This window comes from Arthrobacter sp. KUASC02 (assembly GCF_059739395.1).
The window spans coordinates 3,917,835-3,937,002 of the sequence record NZ_AP046053.1; the positions used below are offsets into that span (position 1 = coordinate 3,917,835).

Below are 19,168 nucleotides of genomic sequence, written 5' to 3' on the forward strand. Positions count from 1 at the left end.
GGAGCGGCACCGGGACCCGCAGCCAGCCTCGGGTTACTTTTGGCGCTTGTAGAAAGGCAGTGCGACAACTTCGAACGGCTCGGCCTTGCCGCGCAGGTCGATGTCCAGGGCGGTGCCCACCTCGGAATGCTCGACGTCGACATAGGCAAGCGCCACAGGGTAACCAAGGGTGGGGCTCGGCTGGCCGGAGGTCACTTCGCCAACCACGTTGCCGTCCTTGAGGACCGGGTAGTGGCCGCGGCCGGCACGCCGGCCAAGGCCCTTGAGGCCCACGAGCCTGCGCCCGCTCGTGGAGCCGGCACCGCCGGCCTTGAGTGCTTCCAGTGCGGCACGGCCCACGAAGTCGCTTTCCTTGGCGAGCGAGACAACCGGGCCGAGGCCTGCTGCGTAGGGGTTGCCTTCGAGGGAGAGCTCGTTGCCGTAGAGCGGCATGCCGGCTTCGAGGCGCAGCGAGTCGCGGCACGCCAGTCCGGCGGGAACCAGTTCGCCTTCCTCGGCGACGGCTTCGATGGCCTGCCACAGGGCGGCGGCGTCATCGTTGTCCACGAAGATTTCGAAGCCGTCTTCACCGGTGTACCCGGTGCGGGCCAGCAGGAGGTCCTTGCTGCTGCCGGCCACCATGAAGGGAACTTCCACGGCCGCGTAGTACTTCAGGCCGGTGACCAGCTCGTGCTGTGCCGCGGGGACCAGGCGAAGCAGGATGGCTTCGGCCTTCGGACCCTGGACGGCGACCAGCGAGGTCGCCGCGGACGCGTCCTGTACGACGACGTCGAAGTTCGCTGCCCGTTCCGCCAGTGCTGCGGCAACCACCACGGCGTTGCCGGCGTTGGGCACTACCAGGAACTTGTCGGTGCCATCTTCAGCCGCGGGGCGACGGTACGTGATCAGGTCGTCGATGATGCCGCCGTCTTCCTGGCAGATCAGCGAGTACTTGGCCTTGCCCACGGACATGGCGGAGATCTTTCCGACCAGGGCGTAGTCCAGGAACGCTGCGGCGTCCGGGCCGGTAACCCAGACTTCGCCCATGTGGGAGAGGTCGAACAGGCCGGCGGCGTTGCGGACGGCGTGGTGTTCGGCCAGCTCGGAGGAGTACTTCAGGGGCATCTGCCAGCCACCGAAGTCGGTGAAGGATGCGCCCAGTTTCTTGTGCTCTTCGTAGAGCGCGGTGTAGTTCTCAGTCATCGGGGGAATCCTTAGTTTTCGAAGTCTTCGATGGGCGGGCAGGAGCAGATCAGGTTGCGGTCCCCTGCTGCGCCGTCGATGCGGCCCACGGGCGGGAAGTACTTGTCCTGCTTGAGGTGGTGGACCGGGAAGGCGGCCTGCTCGCGCGGGTATTCGCGGTTCCAGTCGGAAGAAACGACGGCGGCCGCGGTGTGCGGTGCGTTGCGCAGCGGGGAGTTCTCCACGGTGAAGTCGCCGTTGGCCACCTGGTCGATTTCCTGGCGGATGGTGATCATCGCGTCGATGAAGCGGTCGATCTCCACGAGGTCCTCGGACTCGGTGGGCTCCACCATGAGCGTGCCGGCCACCGGGAACGCCAGGGTGGGGGCGTGGAAGCCGAAGTCGATGAGGCGCTTGGCCACGTCTTCAGCGGTGACGCCGGTCCGTGCCGTCAGTTCACGCAGGTCCAGGATGCACTCGTGCGCCACGAGTCCGCCTTCGCCGGTGTACAGCACCGGGAAGAACTCGTTCAGGCGGGAGGCGATGTAGTTTGCCGCCAGCAGGGCCGACTTGGTGGCTTCGGTCAGGCCTGCGCCGCCCATCAGCTTCACGTAGGCCCAGGAGATCGGCAGCACACCGGCGGAGCCGAAGCGCGAAGCGGAGATCGCAACGCCGTGCCCGTCTTCGTGCGCTGCCTTGTTGGCGTCGCCCGGCATGAACGGCGCCAGGTGTGCCTTCGCTGCAACCGGGCCGACGCCCGGGCCGCCGCCGCCGTGCGGGATGCAGAAGGTCTTGTGCAGGTTCAGGTGGGACACGTCTCCGCCGAACTTGCCGGGCTGGGCCAGGCCCACGAGCGCGTTCAGGTTGGCGCCGTCAACGTAGACCTGGCCGCCGGCGGCGTGCACCGAGTCGCAGATCTCGCGCACGTCGGCGTCGTATACGCCGTGGGTGGACGGGTAGGTGATCATGATCGCGGACAGGACGTCCTTGTGGGTTTCGATCTTCGCCTGGAAGTCGGCGTGATCGATCGTGCCGTCGGCAGCGGTGGCCACGACAACAACCTTCATGCCGGCCAGGACGGCCGACGCGGCGTTGGTGCCGTGGGCCGAGGCCGGGATCAGGCAGACGTTGCGCTGGTCGTCACCGCGGGACAGGTGGTAGCCGCGGATCGCGAGCAGGCCCGCGAGTTCGCCCTGCGAGCCGGCGTTCGGCTGGATGGAGACCTGGTCGTAGCCGGTGATCTCGGCGAGGTCCGCTTCCAGGCCATCGATCAGTTCACGCCAGCCCTCGGTCTGGGAATCCGGGGCGAAGGGGTGGATGGAGGCGAACTCCGGCCAGGAGATGGCTTCCATCTCGGCGGTGGCGTTCAGCTTCATGGTGCAGGAACCGAGCGGGATCATGGTGCGGTCCAGCGCGAGGTCGCGGTCCGAGAGCTTGCGGATGTAGCGCAGCAGCTGGGTTTCGGAGCGGTGGGTGTTGAACACCGGGTGCTGCAAGTAGTCCGAGGTGCGCTCGACGGCGGCCTCGAGGGCAAATCCTGCCGCATCGCCGGCAACCTCGGCACCGAAGGCGGCAGCCACAGCGGCGACAATTTCCGGCGTCGTGGTTTCGTCAGTGGAGATGCCCACGGTGTCGGCGTCGATGCCGCGCAGGTTGATACCCTTGGCCTCCGCCGCGGCAATGATTTCAACGGCCTTGCCCGGAACACGGACGGTGATGGTGTCAAAGAAGCTGCCGTGCAGGACCTCAAGGCCGGCGGCCTTCAGGGATGCTGCCAGGGTGCGGGCGCTGTTGTGGACGGTCTCGGCGATGGCCTTCAGTCCGTCGGGGCCGTGGTAGACGGCGTACATCGAGGAGACGATGGCCAGCAGTGCCTGCGCGGTGCAGATGTTGGACGTCGCCTTTTCGCGGCGGATGTGCTGCTCGCGGGTCTGCAGTGCCAGGCGGTAGGCCGGGGTGCCGGCGTTGTCCTTGGACACACCCACCAGGCGGCCGGGCATGGAGCGTTCGAGGCCCTTCTGCACAGCCATGTAGGCAGCGTGCGGGCCGCCGAAGAACAGCGGCACACCCAGGCGCTGCGTGGAGCCGACTGCGATGTCCGCACCCTGCTCGCCCGGAGGCGTGATCAGGGTCAGGGAGAGCAGGTCGGCCGCAACGGTGACCAGGGCGCCGCGCTCTTTGGCGGCGGCGATGACGGCGGAGTGGTCGAACACGCGGCCGGAAACGCCCGGCTGCTGCAGCACGATGCCGTTGATGACGCCGTCGGGAAGGCCCAGGGACAGGTCCGCGACCTCAACCTCGAAGCCGAGTGCCTCGGCGCGGCCCTTGACGATGGCGATGGTCTGGGGCAGCACATCGGCGTCGAGGACGGTCTTGCCGTCGTGGGCGGTCTTGTTCTTGTTGGCGCGGCGCATCATCAGCACGGCTTCGGCCACAGCGGTGGCTTCGTCCAGCAGGGAGGCGTTGGCGATGGGCAGCCCCACGAGGTCCTGAACCATGGTCTGGAAGTTCAGGAGCGCCTCGAGGCGGCCCTGGGAGATTTCCGGCTGGTACGGGGTGTAGGCGGTGTACCAGGCCGGGGATTCCAGGACGTTGCGGCGGATCACCGGCGGGGTCACGGTGTCGTAGTAGCCCTGGCCGATCATCTGCACGGCCGTCTTGTTCTTGGCAGCCAGCTTGCGCAGCTCGCCGAGGACTTCAACCTCGCTGAGGGCGTCCTGCAGGCGGAGGGCAACATCCTGGCGGATGTCGTTGGGAACCGCGGTGTCTACCAGTGAGTCAACGGTGTCGTAGCCGACAGACTTGAGCATGGTGTCGATGTCGGCTTGGCGGCGGGCGCCAATGTGCCGATCGACGAAGGTGGTGGAGGCTGAACTAACCGTCACGAAGGAACTCCATTACTAATGGCGGCGCAGGGTACGCCGCAGTGGTCCGGGTTCCTCCCCGCTCTGTATTGGACCTGAGAGTTTCCGCATTGCCGTGCTTTCGCATGGCTCAGCTTGCACCGTCGGTGAGCAGGGCGTGTCCGGCGTTGTTGACTCCAACAAATGTTGGGGCACAACGGACAGCCTGCTGCTTTCCAGAGTTGCCTCGCCGCGGCGGTACGTGGGCCTGAGAGATTCCTGGGGAGGATTTGCTCCTACGGCGCCTGCTTGTACCTACTTGCAGAACTCTCCCGCCGCAGATCAAAGGCATATTTAGTTAGCGGTGACAACAGTCACAGCTGCAATTGTCCTACGTAGGAGTCCAGTCTGCAAACTCCGCATCGCGCCCGCCGCCGCGTTACGGCCTGAGTTGCGAAGCGGGCCGCCAGCGGCCTCGGCAGGCACGGCGGTCAGCCGCGGAGCCGCTCGACGGCGGCCAGCAGGCTGTCGACGTCGCCACTCATTTCCGGCGGGGCGGCACCGGGACCGCTGGCCAGCATGGCATTGAAATAGAGTCCGTCACCCATGTACAGCACGGCCTTTGCCATGGCCGGGCCGACGTCACCGGCCAGCAGCTCCAGCCAGCTCCCCTGGACAGCCGCGAAACGGTGCAGCGTCTCCTCGTGCGCCACTTCGGCGAGCCGCGTGGCAGCCACAAAGACCCGGTCCAACGGAGTGTCCGCCCAGAGCGAGGACCTGATGAAGTAGGCCGCCGCTCCTTCCGGAGCCTTCGCCATGGTGTCCAGATCCCGCGCGACCAGCACGTCCATGCGCTCGAGCAGGGCCGAAATCATGGCTTCCTTGTTCGGGAAGTGGTACAGCAGTCCCCCCTTGGACACGCCGGCGCGCCTGGCGACGGCATCCAGCGTGGCGGCGCGCTCGCCCACTTCGATCAGAAGGGATTCAAAGGCGTCGAGCACGGCTTCGCGTGCGACGGGTTTTCTGGCCATGGTTCCTATCATGCCCGGTGCTCCGGGCTCATTTCTTAACTATACCGTCCAGACGGTACAGTTATTGGCATGGGAAACTCATCCTCAACCTCGACGCCGGCAACCCGTCACCTCACAGCCGGCCCGGCCCGGCACCCTGCCGCCGCTCCTGCCGCTGCCGGCGGCCGGCCGGCCGCTACGAACCGGGGCCGCGACTGGCTGGCCCTGGCGCTACTGATGTTCCCGGTGCTGCTGGTTGCCGTGGACAACACCGCGCTGACATTTGCGTTGCCTGCCATCGCCCGCAGCCTGGAACCCACCGGCGTTCAACTGCTGTGGATTGTTGATGCCTACCCGCTGGTCCTGGCCGGACTACTGGTTGCCATGGGGAGTTTCGGTGACAGGATCGGCCGCCGCCGGCTCCTGCTGATCGGCAGCACCGGCTTTGCCGCGGTGTCCGCTGCCACTGCATTCGCCCCGAGCGCGGAAATGTTGATCGCCGGCCGCGCGGCACTGGGCTTCTTCGGGGCGATGCTCATGCCTTCCACCCTGTCCCTGATCCGCAACATCTTCCCGGACGCAAACCGGCGCCGGCTGGCGATCGCCATCTGGGCGGCAGGGTTCTCCGGCGGCGCCGCACTGGGACCGATCTTCGGCGGCTGGCTCGTGGAGCAGTACTGGTGGGGAGCGATCCTGTTGGTGGCAGTGCCCATCATGCTGCCCATCCTGGTCCTCGGCCCCGTCCTCATTCCCGAGTCCAGGGATCCCCGGCCCGGATCGGTGGATGGTGCCAGCATCGTCCTCTCGCTGCTGACCATGGTTCCGCTGGTCTACGGCATCAAGTCATTGGCTACGGAAGGTTTCGGCGCCGCGTCGGCCGCGGCCATCGGCGGTGGACTCGTGATCGGATATGCCTTTGTCCGGCGCCAGAAGAGGCTGACCAGCCCGCTGCTGGACATTAGCCTCTTCGGAAACAGGATTTTCAGCACGGCCATCACCGCCAACGTGCTGGCCCTGTTTTCGTTCAACGGCTTCATCCTGTTCCTGGCCCAGCACCTCCAGCTGCTGGAGGGCCAGCGGCCCACGGAGGCCGGGATCGCCATGATCCCCGCACTGGTTGCCACGGTGGTTGCCGGCCTGCTGGTGGTGCCGCTGGTGCGGAAAGTCCGGCCCGGCTTTGTGGTGGCCGGCGGCCTTTCCCTGAGCGCCACCGGCTATTTCATGGTGGCGTTCGGGGACCATTCGGGCGGGCCGGCCCTCTTGCTGGGTGCGCTCCTGGTCCTGGCCCTGGGCGTGGGGGCAGCCGAGACGATTTCCAACGACATGATCCTGGGGTCCGTGCCACCGGAGAAGTCAGGAGCGGCTGCCGCTATCTCAGAGACCGGCTACGAGATTGGCTCGCTGCTGGGCACGGCCGTGCTCGGCTCGATCCTGACCGCGTCGTACCAGCGGAACCTGGTCCTGCCGGAGGGACTCGCTGCTTCCAGCCCCGGAGGTGCGGCCGAGGGGATTGCCCACGCCCGGGAGACCCTCGCCGGGTCCATGGAGCTCGCGCATTCGCTCCCCGGGCCGCTGGCGGACGCCCTGACGTCCGCCGCCCGGGTTGCCTTTGAGTCGGGCGTCCACGTGACGGCGTCCATCGGGCTGGTGCTGATGGCGGGGGCGGCAGTCCTTGTCGCCGTCGTACTCCGCGGAGTGCCGAAGGCGGCGTAGCACCGCCCGCTTCAGCCTTCGACGAAGGCCTGGAGGGCGTCCAGCAGGCCGCTGAACCCTTCCTCCCGGCCCGCGGCCTGGTCCTCTTCGGTGAAGTAGGCACCCTGCTCCGTCAAGGTGAGCAGGGTGCCGTCGCCGTCGGGCGCCAGTTCCACCGTGCTGAGCGAAACGGACATGCGGCGTCCGTCGAGCAGCATTTCGTAGGTGAAGACGATCCGTTCGTTCTCCACGATGTCCTGGTACACCGCGTTCATGGTGGACACGAAACCGCCGGGCGGACCTCCGACATCGGTTTCCCTGCCGCCCTCGCGGAAATCGAGGCTGGACTCGCCCTGGGTCCATTCAGGCGGGCCGCCGAACCACTTTTTCTTGCTCGCAAAATCGGAAAAGGCGTGGAAAACGCGCGACGGCGGGGCGTTCAGCCTGCGTTCGAGGCTGAAGCTTGCGTGCGTGATGGGGGTTGCCATGGCGTACTCCTTCGTTTCTTGTTGCTAGGGCTTCTTGAGGAAGGCTTCCAGCCGGTCGAGGCGGCGTTCCAGGCCCGTCCTGCGCCTGCCCAGCCAGTCTTCCGCCAGCCGGACCGCCGCCGGTTCGATGCTGCAGCTGCGGACCCTGCCGATCTTTTCGGTCCGGACCATGCCGCTGTGCTCGAGTACCTGCAGGTGCTGAACGATTGCGGGCAGGCTCATGGCGAAAGGCTTGGCGAGCTCCGAGACGGACGCCGGTCCCTCGCAGAGCCGGATGAGGATGGCCCTGCGGGTGGGGTCGGCGAGCGCCTGGAAAATAGCGTCGAGTTCCGCGCCGCCCGCCTCACGATTGTTAAGCATATACTTAAGTATTCTCCGAAGTGTCCGGAAGTCAAGGGTTATGCGCTTGATCGAAGGGCAGCCAAAGGAAGCCCCCGCGGCAGCAGGGAAGCCCAGCGCCGGAAACACTGTCCGGCGCCGGGCTTCCCTGGCGATGGCGGGCGGCCGGAGTCCCCGCGGTCCGCCTGGCTGCGGCGCTCTTGGCCGCCGAGCCTACTTGCTGTGCCTATTTACTGTCGGGCGTGGTCACGCTGGCCGACGCCTTCATGTTCTCCGCGCCCACCATCCAGGCGTACTGCTCGAGCTTCGAAATGAACTCATGAAGCAGGTCAGCCGTGGTGGGGTCTTCCTCGTCAACTTCATCGTGGACTTTGCGCATGGTGCCCACGGCCGCTTCGAGCGCCGCGACGATGCGGTCCACGGCATCCTTGGTGTTGATGAGCCCCTGGGGGAACTGCGCCAGGCTGGTGGTTTCCGCAACGGTGGTGCTGCGGCCGTCCGGCAGGGCGTGGAGTGCCCGCATGCGCTCCGCCATGTCGTCGGCGTAGTTCCGGGCGGCATCGATAATTTCGTCCAACTGCAGGTGGAGGTCGCGGAAGTTGGTTCCCACGATGTTCCAGTGGGCCTGCTTGCCTTGGATGTGCAGCTCAATCAGGTCCGCGAGCACAGCCTGCAGATTGTTGGTCAGCGTCGGTGATGCCTTCATTGATCCTCCTGGTGTCAGCGGTTTCTCGGGTAATTCGAAACTATCCCAGCCGCCACAGCGGCGCCACCGATTCTCGCGCGGGGCTTAACAAAATGATGTTTGTTCATTTTTTCCTTGCCATGCGGCGGCGTGACGTGGATACTAAATGAACGTCATTCATTTAGTGACCGCCGTCTCACTGGAGTATTCGCCATGATTGAAATTACCTGCCTCGAACCACCCGCATCCCTGGCCCGGACGCAGCCTTCAGCCCGTCCCGCGCTGCGGGTCGGCGTGGTCCAGCACCGCTGGCACGCCGACCCTGCCCGGCTTCGCGCAGAACTGGACGAGGGCATCGGACGCGCAGCCCGGCTGGGGGCCACCGTCGTCTTCCTGCCGGAACTGACGCTCTCCCGCTACCCGGCGGACACCCTCCCGGAAAATGACACCGCCCGCTCCTGGGCAGCCCGTCCCCGCCCGTCGGACCTCGCTGAGGACCTGCTGACGGGGCCCACGTTCCGCTTCGCCGCCGACGCCGCCCGCCGCCACGGCATCTCCGTCCACGCGTCCCTGTACCAGCGCGCGGACAATCCCGAGGGCACCGACGACGGCCTCGGATTGAACACTGCGATTTTGGTGTCTCCCGACGGCGAACTGCTGGCCCGCACGCACAAACTGCACATCCCCGTGACCGCCGGCTACTACGAGGACAAGTTCTTCCGCCAGGGCCCGGCGTCCGCGGAAGCCTACGAGGTCCACTCCCCCGCCGAACTCGGCGGTGCCAGGCTGGGGATGCCCACCTGCTGGGACGAATGGTTCCCGGAACTCGCCCGGCTGTACTCCCTGGGCGGAGCGGAACTCCTGGTCTACCCCACGGCGATCGGTTCCGAGCCTGACCACCCGGACTTCGACACCCAGCCACTCTGGCAGCAGGTGATCGTAGGCAACGGCATCGCCAACGGACTGTTCATGGTGGCCCCGAACCGCTGGGGAAACGAAGGAACGTTGAACTTTTACGGTTCCTCGTTCATCTCGGACCCCTACGGCCGGATCCTGGCCCAGGCGCCCCGCGACGAATCCGCCGTCCTCGTCGCCGACCTTGACCTGGACCAGCGCAGGGACTGGCTGACGCTGTTCCCGTTCCTGGCCACCCGCCGTCCGGACACCTATGCACGGCTCACCGAACCGGTGCGGCGTGACCAGCCGCTCGGCGGTCCCGCCCCCGTGTACATGGAGGTGACCGCGTGAGCAGCTGGCGCATGCCCGCCGAGACGGCCCCGCAGGAGCGGGTCTGGATGGCCTTCCCCGCGGGCGGCTACACTCTCGGCGACACGGCGGAGGAGGCGCACGCCGCGCGGACCACCTGGGCGGCGGTCGCCAATGCCGCCGTCGAATTCGAACCGGTCACCGTGGTGGTAACGCCCGACGACGTCCGGATCGCCGCGCGCTACCTGGATCCCGCCGTCGAGGTGCTCACGGCAGAGCTCAACGATGCGTGGATGCGGGACATCGGCCCCACCTTCGTCCTCGATGACGACGGACGCCTCGGTGCCGTCGACTGGGTGTTCAACGGCTGGGGCGGACAGGACTGGGCCCGCTGGGACAAGGACTCGCTGATCGGCGCGGAGGTGGCCGGCCGCTCGGGAGCCCGCCACATCACCTCCGGGCTCGTCAATGAAGGCGGCGGAATTCAGGTGGACGGCCAGGGGACAGTGCTGCTCACCGAAACCGTGCAGCTGGATCCGGGCCGCAACCCGGGCTTCACCAAGGCCGAGGTGGAAGCAGAACTCGCCCGGACCATCGGGGCCACCCACGCTGTCTGGCTGCCGCGCGGCCTGACCAGGGACTCGGAGCGGTTCGGTACCCGGGGCCACGTGGACATCGTGGCCGCCATCCCCTCGCCCGGCACGCTGCTGGTCCATTCCCAGCAGGACCCGGAGCATCCGGATTTCGAAGTTAGCCGCGAAATCATCAGTTTCCTGTCCACCACCCGGGACGCCACCGGCCGCGAGTGGAACATCATCGAGGTCCCCGCTCCCGTCACCCTCAGGGACCACGAGGGTTTCGTGGACTACAGCTACATCAACCACCTCGTGGTTAATGGCGGCGTGATTGCCTGCACGTTCGCCGACCCCAACGACGAAAAGGCGCTGCGGATCCTCGCCGATGCCTACCCCGGCCGCCGGATCGTGGGCATCGACGCCCGCGAGCTGTTCGCCAGGGGCGGAGGCATCCACTGCATCACCCAGCAGCAACCCGCTGCGTCCCCTAGAGTTTTGACTTCCTGAAAGGTCCGGACATGACCCAAACCATCCGCCAGGGCTCACAGGCCGGCGAGCAAGCAGCCGGCACAGCGGCATCTGTCACCGACGCGCCCGGGACCCCGCACGGCATCACCGGAAAGGGACTGAAGGGCGGGCAGCTGGGCCTCCTCGCCGTCGTCGTTCTTGGCATTTCCACCATCGCACCGGCCTATACGCTCACCAGCGCCCTCGGTCCCACCGTAAACGAGGCCGGGCTGCAGCTGCCGGTCATTTTCCTCATTGGTTTCATCCCCATGATCCTGGTGTCCCTGGCCTACCGGGAGCTCAACGCCGACTCGCCGGACAGCGGCACCACCTTCACCTGGGTCACCAAGGCCTTCGGCCCGTGGGTGGGCTGGATGGGCGGGTGGGGACTCCTCGCCGCGAACATCATCGTGCTGTCCAACCTGGCAGCTGTGGCGGTGGACTTCTTCTACCTCTTCCTCGCCCAGCTCACGGGCGCACCGGAGCTTGCGGACCTCGCCGCCAACAAACCCTTGAACGTCGCCACATGCTTCGTTTTCGTGGCCCTGGCCGTCTGGGTGAGCTACCGCGGCCTGCACACCACCAAGATCGTGCAGTACGGCCTGGTGGGGTTCCAACTGCTGGTGCTGGGGCTGTTCGTGGCCATGGCCTTCGCCAACTGGTCGTCCTCGGAAACCGCTATTCCGTTCAGCTGGGAATGGTTTGACGTCACGAAGATCGAGACGTTCGGGCAGATTGCCGCCGGAATTTCGCTGTCCATCTTTGTCTATTGGGGCTGGGATGTCTGCCTCACCGTGAACGAGGAAACGGCCAACGGCAAGAAAACCGCGGGCATCGCCGGCACCCTCACCGCGGTGGTGGTCCTGGGCATCTACCTGCTGGTCACCATCGCCACCATGATGTTCGCAGGCGTGGGCACCGAAGGCGTCGGACTGAACAATGAAGAGAACCACGCGAACATTTTCACCGCGCTGGCCTCCCCCATCATGGGCCCGTTCGCCATCCTCATGTCCCTGGCGGTCCTGTCCAGCTCGGCGGCGTCGCTGCAGTCCACCTTCACCTCGCCGTCCCGCAGCCTGCTGGCCATGGCACACTACGGCGCGCTGCCGAAACCGTTCAGCCACATGAGCAAGAAGTTTGCGACCCCGGGCTTCGCCACGGTTGCCGCAGGCGTCCTCTCCGCGGGGTTCTATGCGGTGATGCACGTGGTCAGCGAAAACGTCCTGAACGACACCATCCTGGCCCTGGGGCTGATGATCTGCTTCTACTACGGGCTGACGGCGTTCGCGTGCGCCTGGTATTTCCGCAACAGCGTCTTCAGCAGCGTCCGCAACTTCGTCCTGCGCCTGCTTTGCCCGCTGCTGGGCGGACTGGGACTGCTGGTGGTGTTCCTGCAGACGGCCGCTGACAGCTGGGCACCGGAGTTCGGCAGCGGATCAGAGATCTTCGGTGTGGGGCTGGTCTTCGTCCTCGGGGTGGGAATCCTTGCCCTGGGCGCCGTGTTCATGCTCATCATGGCCAGGCTGCGTCCCGGGTTCTTCCGCGGCGAAACCATCCGCAAGGACACCCCGGCCCTGGTGGTCCCGGAGTAACGCAGGGACCATCACGTTGGAGGACCCACACGGCTGCAGGCCCCGCCCGGAAGATCCGGAGCGGGGCCTGCCGCACGTCTGGCTAGTGCAGGTCACCAGTAGTGGGCAACGTCAACCACGAACCGGGACCCTGCTCCGGGTCCGTCCAGGGTGAATACCCTGAACGGGAGCCGTCCGCGGACACCCAGCCCCATGCTCGAGTAGCCCTCGAAGCTTCCGGCCCAAGCCACTTGGCGGAAGGTCTGGTAGCCGCCAACGTTGGTCAGTTCTTTCCGGTCGGCCGGGTTGTAAGTGGAGTTGCCGCCGTCGTCATAAGCGGGTGAATTGACGGTGATCTGGAGGAATGCCCGCCCCCGCAGGGGAACCGGCAACCCCGAACCGTCCTGTACAACAGTGGGGACGTACCGCACGGTGTAGCCCTTCACCGGACCGTTGAGGTCAACCACCAGGCGGTCGAAGCAGTAGTGCTGCCCGGTCCGCACATTGGTGACCTTTCCGGTTCCCATGGGGGCTTCGGATTTCGCCAACGACCCCCACACCAGGTCGCAGTAGGACGCGGATGCAGGTGCCGGGGCCACCAGGCCGAGTCCGGCAGCCATCAGGATTGCCGCCAGCCATACTTGGAATTTCTTCATTTCAGCCACCCTCGGAAGTGTTGAGATAACTCAAGCGTAGGAGCCGTGACAGGCTAAAACGAGGGCCGAAATCCCTTCGGCGCCCAACTGTTAAATTGCGGCGGCGCAGGTTACGGGACGGTTATTCAGCGGCGCATTTAGCGGCATTCAGGGGCTGTCCGGAAGGTCATTGGACCCGCTTCCGTAATGCCGGATAACGACGAGGCGCCGGCGGGCCTTGCGGCTCGCCGGCGCCTCTCGGTGCCGTGCATCTGAAATTTGGGGCGGTTGCTGGAGGCTGCCTAGCCCTCGCAGTCGCGGCAGTACGTCATGCCGTTTTTTTCGCGGGCAACCTGGGACCGGTGACGGACCAGGAAGCACGAGGAGCAGGTGAATTCGTCGGACTGCTCGGGGACAACGGTGACCGTGAGTTCTTCGCCGGAAAGATCCGCCCCGGGAAGGTCAATTCCCTCAGCCGTATCGTTCTCATCAAGGTCGATGACGGCGGTCTGGGCTCCGCCGCCGCGGGACGCCTGAAGGGCCTCCAGTGATTCAGCGGGAGACTCTTCTTCTGTCTTGCGTGGGGCGTCGTAATCGGTAGCCATGGCGTGGTTCACTTTCGTTGCTGCGCAGCGCCATTTCAGGCACCTCAGTGAAGCAGTTTAGGACATTATGCCGGTTGTGGAAGAAAAGTGTGTTCAACCCGACAAATCGTCCGTCACCGGCCGGCCCGAGGCTCCCTGGACAGGCAGGCCGGCGGCTATCCCTTGCTTGCCGCGGCAGCCTTCTTCCGGTGTGCGGCCGCCGCGTGATCGGCCGCAATGGACACCCCGCTGAGTGCCGGCAGCCAGCCCCACCTGGTGACATCGGCGATCGCGGCGTTGCCCTGTTCCCAGGCGCCCTGTTCCCAGGCGCCGTCGCCCGACGGTGAGGCAGTTGCAGGCAAGGTCCGGGCTTCGAACCATGAAGCGATTCTGGTGAACAGGCGTGGTGTCATAGCCCCAAAAGTAGGCGCCCCATGTTGTGGGCACGTTTCGCCGCAGTCTCCACGGAGTTACATTTCGGGACGGGAGTGCTATGGCGGTCCGTGAACCATGGTCCTAACCTTGATGCACAACAAATCCGAGACCTCCGGAGGTATGTCATGGCCACGAAATTGAACAAGAAGGCCCTGGAACACGCCCGCAGCCTGGTGAGGGACGGGAAGGTTGTCCGCGACACCCGCGACGACTGGAGCGAGCACGCGCCGTCGGCGGACCAGGAAAATGCGTTTATCGACAAGCACGGCTTTTCGGATTTCGCCACGTGGCACCTGGGCCTGGACCCTGATGAGTCGGAGGGAACCAAAGGCAGCGTGAGCTTTCCTTTCGGGGATTTCAAGAAGATCCACCGCTGCGCGGTCATTTCCCTGGAAAGCCGGGCTGCGCAACACAACCACCATGACATCGCCAAGGCCGCGAAGGACCTGCTCGAGAAGATCGACGCCGAGGACTAGGCGGCGTACACCGACCGCCAGGGACGGACCCTAGGCCACAGGCCACACAACCAGGGTTTTCCAGGTGGCCGGGTCGGGCTCCGTGGCGGGGTCGCTCAAGTAGTATTCCCACATTGAGCCGGCCGGGCTGAACCCCTCTTCCTTCATCCGCTCCTGGATGGCGTCATACGTGGCATTCAACGTGTCGTACGGGCCCGTGTGGGTGGCTTCGAAAGCCTGGCACTCCGGCAGTGTTCCGGCCGCAACTTCTCCTGACCCGGTGAAGGGCGCCGCCACCGGAAATCCTGCCTCGACATCGACCGTGTCTGTGGGCATGCTCAGGTACCGGCCAAAAGGCGGCCCAGCAATCTGCACGGCCTGGTTCTGCACTGCGGCCATAACGGCGCCATAAGCACGGCCGAAGAATTCCGGCAGAGCGTTCATGGGCACTTTTTCGCGGACGACGGCGGTGGGTTGCTCGGGGCGCTGGACCAGCCGGATCCCGTTTTTCTCTTGGCTCATACGCCAAGGTTCCGCGGTGTGAACGGATCAGCCAAGGGCCGAACGGCCCGGAGCCTGGCAGTGGCAACAGCGGCAGGACACGAGGCTCCATGCGGTGTGGAAACATCCCACTTATGTTTGTTATGTACAAAAGTATGTGCATTGCGTACTTTAGTGTCATGGAAAGAAGCAGGCGCCGCACATGAGAGGGCAGCGCGCAGGTGCCAGCGCAGGCGACGTCCTGCAATATCTTCGAAGCCAGCCCAAGACGGTTGGCGAGCTCTGTACAGCGTCAGGATTCGCCCGTTCAACGATCTGCGACCGCCTGCGGGAGCTGGAGGGCGCGGGGCTGATTGCGCTGACCGCCCCCGCTCCCTCATCCGGGGGGCGTCCGGCGGGCCGCTATGCCGTCAGGTCCGGGGCGGACATCCTCGTCCTCACCGGCCGAGCCAGCGGCAACACGCTCCGCGTTGCCTTGCGAACCGCTGCGGGAAAACCGATAGCAGAAGTGGGTCCGCGGCCGATCAACACATGCGACGAGCTGGTGACAACGGTTACAGCAGCATGGGCTGACCTCGTCAGGAAGGCAGCGCCTGCGGGTGCGACTCTCGCGGCCGGCACGCTGCTCATCGATGACCAGCCGCGACGCCCCGAAAGCTTAAGGCTCCCGCCCTTGGCGCAGCCGAGGGAAGACCCGACCAGCGGGAGGGTTGCCGGACTGCCCCTGGCTGTCATCCGGACGAGCGACGCCCTCGCCATCCTGGCAGCGGCAGGAGCCGGCCACGCGGGACGGAACGTGATCTATGTCGACCAAAACGTGCCGCAGCATGCCAGCTGGGTCGTCGACGGCGTGGTGCAAAGGGGCTCCGGCGGCCTGGCAGGCACACTGCCGCTGCCGCCTGACCCGCCCGGCGGCCATGCATCCCCGGCTGGTCATGTACCCGGCACACGCGACACCCGTGAGGATGGCCGACGTGTAGGGGCCGCCCTCGCCGCCTGTGTCGCCATTCTGAATCCCTCCCTCATTTTCATCGGCGGCCCGGAAGACCCTGAGACCGCCGAATACCTTGCGGGCGTACAGGAATCGGTCTATGCCCTGTCTCCACCCACGGCCGGCAGGGTGCTGACAGTCCGGGCCGTGAACAATTCGCCGGACTCTGCAATGGAAGCTGCACATCACCTTGCCCGCGAAGCCGCACTGAAAGCGGAAAACGTTAACCAGCTGGTTCGCTCTTCAGCGCCGACAGCACAAATGCGCACCGGGCGCTACAAGGCCGGAGCGGTCGCGTAATCCATGTTCCCCGTCAAACGCCCCAACGCCGCAACTATCAGCCGCATGGATAGCTCCTATGCGAAAGCGGCCCTTCTTCAGATACATGAAATCGCTCACAGTAGTTACAGGACCTGCACCCAACCGACAGCAGCCAGTAACCAGAAGGACTTCAACGTGGAAACTCCCCTCTCCCATCTCGCCCACCTCGAGATCACCAGCCCGGACGTCGAGGCCTCGGCTCGGTTCTACGAGGAAAAGTTCGGCATGCGCATCATTGACCGGGTGGACGGCAACGTGTACCTGCGCTGCTGGGGCGACTACTACCGCTATAGCCTCGTCGTCACCGAAGGACCGGAAGCATCCCTCGGCCGGATGGCGTGGCGCACCAATTCCCAGGCGGCTCTCGAAGCCGCAGCCCAGCGCATCGAAGCAACCGGTGTGGAAGGCAGCTGGACCGCCGGGGGCCACGGCTACGGCAAGGCCTACGAGTTCACCGGTCCCTACGGCCACCACATGCGCCTCTTCTACGACGTGGAAAAGTTCGTCGCCGAATCCGGGTTTGAGTCCACTTACCCGGACCGCCCGGAGCGCCGCAGCAGCCACGCCGCCGCACCCCGCTTCCTGGACCACGTCACCGTCGCCACCTCGGATGTCCGCGGCTTCGCCAAGTGGTACAACGAGGCCCTGGGCTTCCGCGTTATGGCTTTTGTGGACCTGGACGAAGCACCCATCACTGTTTTTTCCGTGCTCACCACCAACGAAAAGTCGCACGACCTGGGCGTTGTCCTGGACACCTCCAACCGCCCCGGCCGCGTCAACCACATTGCCTTCTGGGTTGACTCCACCGAGGATCTGCTTCGCACCGCCGACGTGATGATGGAAAACGGCACCCCGATGGAATACGGCCCCTCCATCCACGGCGTAGGTGAGCAGAACTTCCTGTACTTCCGTGAACCGTCAGGCCTGCGGGTGGAGCTGAACTCCGGCGGCTACCGCAACTACGTGCCGGACTGGGAGGCCAACACCTGGAAGCCTTCCGAAGGCTCCAACAACTTCTACAAGAACGGTGCCATGCCTCACTCCATGACGGAATCCTTCCCGCCGGCCGAAGGCTTCACCGCCACCGAAGAAGGCGCCTCGCCCGAGATGAAGGAAGCCCTGCTGAACCCGTACGCCAAGCAGGGCCGGGGCTGAGAAATCATGGCCGAAGCAAAATATGCACTCATCCGCTTCCAGGAAGCCGGGGACAGCAAGGCCCATGCGGGCCTGCTGGTGGAAGACCGCGTCCTGCCGCTGGATGAGGACATCAACTCCCTTATCCAGCATTGGGACACCACCGAGGCCGGGCTTGACGCCCTCGCCGCCTCGGCAGGCAAAGACAGCGGCCTGGCCCGGGCCGACGTCGAAATTCTCGCCCCGGTGGAGCCGGTGCAGGTCCTGCAGACCGGTGCGAATTACCGCAAGCACGTGATCGATCTCGCCGCGGCCCACCGCGAACCGGGCCAGGACGAAGACGAAGTGCGCGCCAGGACGGCCGCCATGATGGACAAGCGCGCCGGCCAGGGCACGCCGTACTTCTTCATCGGACTGCCGACGGCGATCGCGTCCGCCACGGACGACCTCACCCTGCCTGCCTACTCCGATTCCCACGACTGGGAGCTGGAACTGGCGGCAGTAATCGGCAGGACAGCGTTCCGGGTCACCCCCGAGGAGGCTTTGGACTACGTCTTCGGCTACACCATGGTCAACGACATCACCACGCGCGAGTACGTCTTCCGCAAGGACATGCCCGCGATCGGCTCGGACTGGTACCGCGCCAAGAACGCCCCCGGCTTCCTGCCCACAGGTCCGCTGCTGGTGCCGGCCAAGTTCTTTGGTGACCCGCAGGACGTCCGGGTGACCCTAAAGCTCAACGGCCGGGCCATGCAGGACGAATCCACGCAGGACATGATCTTCGGCGTGGCCAAGCTGGTCAGCGAAGCGTCGCAGATTATGCCGTTGCGCCCGGGCGACCTGGTCCTGACCGGAAGCCCGGCCGGCAACGGCCAGCACTGGGGCCGGCTGCTCCAGGACGGCGACGTCATGGAAGGCACCATCACCGGCCTCGGTACCCAGCTGATCCACTGCAAGGATGAAGCTGACGCTGAAGGCCGCGCGTCGTGACCGCGCAGTACACAGCGCCCTTCGCAGGCACCGGGGAATCGGCCACCGATTCCCCGGTGATCCGGCGCGACGACCCGCTCGGCAGCATCCGCGCCATGGCCGCATCCCACAACAACTGGGGCCGCTGGGGTGCCGATGACGTCCTCGGGACCCTGAACTTCATCGATGCGGCCAAGCGCGTCGAAGCCGCGGCCCTAGTGAAGACGGGCGAGGCATTCTCGCTGTCCCAGCCCTTCGACACCAACGGACCGCAGAAGGGCTGGCGCCGCCGCACCAACCCCGTCCACACCATGACGGACACCGGCGTGGACGCCGAACGCGGCAACCAGGGCTTCCCGCACGGCTTCGGCGGCGCGGACGACGTGATCGCTATGCCGCTGCAGTGCTCCACCCAGTGGGACGGCCTGGGCCACATCTTCGACCAGGGCAAGGCATGGAACGGCCGTGCTGCCGGGGACGTCGTTACCTCCGAAGGTGACCTGGTCACAGGCATCGAGACAGCCGCCGCCAAGATTGTCACCCGCGGTGTCCTGCTGGACGTCGGCCGTGCGCTCGGCCCCGATCTTGGCAGGACCGACGGCGAGCTGCCGGACGGCTTCGCCATCACCCCGGAGCACCTGGAACGGACTATTGAACTCCAGGGGCCCAGCTCCAGGGCGGGCCGAGGCGACATCGTGGTGGTCCGCACCGGACAGCACACCCGGGTCCGCCGCGACGGCTGGGGAGACTACGCCGGTGGCGCAGCCCCGGGGTTGTCCTTCAGCACGGCACCGTGGCTGCACCGGAGCGAAATTGCCGGGATCGCCACCGACACGTGGGGTTTCGAGGTCCGGCCCAACGAGTTTGACGGCGCCTTCCAGCCCCTGCACCAGATTGCCATCCCCAACCTCGGGCTGTTCCTGGGCGAGATGTGGGACCCGGACGGCCTGGCGGAAGCGTGTGCGTCGGACGGAAGGTACGATTTCTTGCTCACCGCAGCACCTCTGCCCATCACCGGAGCAGTCGGTTCACCTGTCAACCCGATCGCAGTCCGGTAACTTTCACT

Annotated in this window: 19 protein-coding genes and 1 riboswitch; of the genes, 9 read left to right on the forward strand and 10 right to left on the reverse strand. The window is 65.7% G+C overall.

Going from position 1 to position 19,168, the window contains the following annotated elements; all coding sequences use genetic code 11:
• Positions 1 to 33: 33 nt before the first annotated feature.
• The 3 genes from gcvT to AC6JAC_RS18010 form a co-directional block, all read right to left on the reverse strand.
• On the reverse strand, positions 34 to 1,182 hold the full coding sequence (gene gcvT, locus AC6JAC_RS18000) for a glycine cleavage system aminomethyltransferase GcvT (protein WP_497965849.1): 1,149 nt from the start codon (positions 1,180 to 1,182) through the stop codon (positions 34 to 36).
• Between the two features lie 11 nt (positions 1,183 to 1,193).
• Positions 1,194 to 4,046: an aminomethyl-transferring glycine dehydrogenase gene (gene gcvP / locus AC6JAC_RS18005; RefSeq protein ID WP_497965851.1), complete on the reverse strand. Its 2,853-nt coding sequence runs from the start codon at positions 4,044 to 4,046 to the stop codon at positions 1,194 to 1,196.
• Positions 4,047 to 4,250: 204 nt separating this feature from the next.
• Positions 4,251 to 4,349, reverse strand: a riboswitch (glycine riboswitch).
• A 146-nt stretch (positions 4,350 to 4,495) separates the two neighbouring features.
• Positions 4,496 to 5,035, reverse strand: coding sequence for a TetR/AcrR family transcriptional regulator (locus tag AC6JAC_RS18010; RefSeq protein ID WP_028271337.1), 540 nt, complete (start codon positions 5,033 to 5,035; stop codon positions 4,496 to 4,498).
• A 69-nt stretch (positions 5,036 to 5,104) separates the two neighbouring features.
• On the opposite strand from AC6JAC_RS18010, the gene AC6JAC_RS18015 reads away from it, so the two are divergent.
• On the forward strand, positions 5,105 to 6,727 hold the full coding sequence (locus tag AC6JAC_RS18015) for an MFS transporter (RefSeq protein ID WP_028271338.1): 1,623 nt from the start codon (positions 5,105 to 5,107) through the stop codon (positions 6,725 to 6,727).
• An 11-nt stretch (positions 6,728 to 6,738) separates the two neighbouring features.
• Here AC6JAC_RS18015 and AC6JAC_RS18020 read toward each other — a convergent pair whose 3' ends face one another.
• The 3 genes from AC6JAC_RS18020 to AC6JAC_RS18030 all read right to left on the reverse strand — a co-directional run bounded on the left by AC6JAC_RS18020 (position 6,739) and on the right by AC6JAC_RS18030 (position 8,239).
• Entirely contained in the window at positions 6,739 to 7,194 is a 456-nt protein-coding gene (locus tag AC6JAC_RS18020; RefSeq protein WP_028271339.1) for an SRPBCC family protein, read from the reverse strand.
• A 24-nt stretch (positions 7,195 to 7,218) separates the two neighbouring features.
• Positions 7,219 to 7,554 carry an ArsR/SmtB family transcription factor gene (locus AC6JAC_RS18025; RefSeq protein ID WP_028271340.1) on the reverse strand — a complete coding sequence of 112 codons (336 nt, stop codon included), beginning with the start codon at positions 7,552 to 7,554 and terminating at the stop codon, positions 7,219 to 7,221.
• A gap of 205 nt (positions 7,555 to 7,759) precedes the next feature.
• Positions 7,760 to 8,239, reverse strand: coding sequence for a Dps family protein (locus AC6JAC_RS18030; protein ID WP_347899453.1), 480 nt, complete (start codon positions 8,237 to 8,239; stop codon positions 7,760 to 7,762).
• 192 nt (positions 8,240 to 8,431) lie between these two features.
• Here AC6JAC_RS18030 and AC6JAC_RS18035 point away from each other — a divergent pair, with 192 nt between their 5' ends.
• From AC6JAC_RS18035 to AC6JAC_RS18045, 3 genes are read left to right on the forward strand one after another with little or no spacing between them, the layout of a single operon-like run.
• Positions 8,432 to 9,466 carry a nitrilase-related carbon-nitrogen hydrolase gene (locus AC6JAC_RS18035; protein ID WP_347899454.1) on the forward strand — a complete coding sequence of 345 codons (1,035 nt, stop codon included), beginning with the start codon at positions 8,432 to 8,434 and terminating at the stop codon, positions 9,464 to 9,466.
• On the forward strand, positions 9,463 to 10,506 hold the full coding sequence (locus AC6JAC_RS18040; RefSeq protein ID WP_497965855.1) for an agmatine deiminase family protein: 1,044 nt from the start codon (positions 9,463 to 9,465) through the stop codon (positions 10,504 to 10,506). The genes AC6JAC_RS18035 and AC6JAC_RS18040 overlap by 4 nt, the downstream gene beginning before the upstream one ends.
• A gap of 11 nt (positions 10,507 to 10,517) precedes the next feature.
• Entirely contained in the window at positions 10,518 to 12,098 is a 1,581-nt protein-coding gene (locus AC6JAC_RS18045) for an APC family permease (RefSeq protein ID WP_028271344.1), read from the forward strand.
• A gap of 92 nt (positions 12,099 to 12,190) precedes the next feature.
• Here AC6JAC_RS18045 and AC6JAC_RS18050 read toward each other — a convergent pair whose 3' ends face one another.
• The 3 genes from AC6JAC_RS18050 to AC6JAC_RS18060 form a co-directional block, all read right to left on the reverse strand.
• Positions 12,191 to 12,733: an AMIN-like domain-containing (lipo)protein gene (locus AC6JAC_RS18050; RefSeq protein WP_497965857.1), complete on the reverse strand. Its 543-nt coding sequence runs from the start codon at positions 12,731 to 12,733 to the stop codon at positions 12,191 to 12,193.
• Positions 12,734 to 13,014: 281 nt separating this feature from the next.
• Positions 13,015 to 13,317, reverse strand: a complete 303-nt coding sequence (locus AC6JAC_RS18055; RefSeq protein WP_497965859.1) for a DUF4193 domain-containing protein — start codon at positions 13,315 to 13,317, stop codon at positions 13,015 to 13,017.
• A 155-nt stretch (positions 13,318 to 13,472) separates the two neighbouring features.
• The gene (locus tag AC6JAC_RS18060) at positions 13,473 to 13,709 is read right to left on the reverse strand and encodes a hypothetical protein (protein WP_497965861.1); all 237 of its coding nucleotides are present in this window, start codon (positions 13,707 to 13,709) and stop codon (positions 13,473 to 13,475) included.
• Between the two features lie 147 nt (positions 13,710 to 13,856).
• On the opposite strand from AC6JAC_RS18060, the gene AC6JAC_RS18065 reads away from it, so the two are divergent.
• A complete protein-coding gene (locus tag AC6JAC_RS18065) occupies positions 13,857 to 14,207 on the forward strand; it encodes a hypothetical protein (protein WP_028271347.1) in 351 nt (116 codons plus the stop codon).
• A gap of 30 nt (positions 14,208 to 14,237) precedes the next feature.
• Here AC6JAC_RS18065 and AC6JAC_RS18070 read toward each other — a convergent pair whose 3' ends face one another.
• Entirely contained in the window at positions 14,238 to 14,708 is a 471-nt protein-coding gene (locus tag AC6JAC_RS18070) for a GyrI-like domain-containing protein (RefSeq protein ID WP_028271348.1), read from the reverse strand.
• Positions 14,709 to 14,889: 181 nt separating this feature from the next.
• Between AC6JAC_RS18070 and AC6JAC_RS18075 the strand changes: the two genes are divergently transcribed.
• The 4 genes from AC6JAC_RS18075 to AC6JAC_RS18090 all read left to right on the forward strand — a co-directional run bounded on the left by AC6JAC_RS18075 (position 14,890) and on the right by AC6JAC_RS18090 (position 19,160).
• A complete protein-coding gene (locus tag AC6JAC_RS18075) occupies positions 14,890 to 15,978 on the forward strand; it encodes an ArsR family transcriptional regulator (RefSeq protein WP_497965864.1) in 1,089 nt (362 codons plus the stop codon).
• 156 nt (positions 15,979 to 16,134) lie between these two features.
• Positions 16,135 to 17,154, forward strand: coding sequence for a VOC family protein (locus AC6JAC_RS18080; protein WP_497965866.1), 1,020 nt, complete (start codon positions 16,135 to 16,137; stop codon positions 17,152 to 17,154).
• 6 nt (positions 17,155 to 17,160) lie between these two features.
• Complete coding sequence (locus AC6JAC_RS18085; protein ID WP_497965868.1) at positions 17,161 to 18,123, forward strand: fumarylacetoacetate hydrolase family protein; 963 nt, start codon at positions 17,161 to 17,163, stop codon at positions 18,121 to 18,123.
• Positions 18,120 to 19,160: a cyclase family protein gene (locus tag AC6JAC_RS18090; protein WP_497965870.1), complete on the forward strand. Its 1,041-nt coding sequence runs from the start codon at positions 18,120 to 18,122 to the stop codon at positions 19,158 to 19,160. Before AC6JAC_RS18085 ends, AC6JAC_RS18090 begins: the two co-directional genes overlap by 4 nt.
• Positions 19,161 to 19,168: the final 8 nt, after the last annotated feature.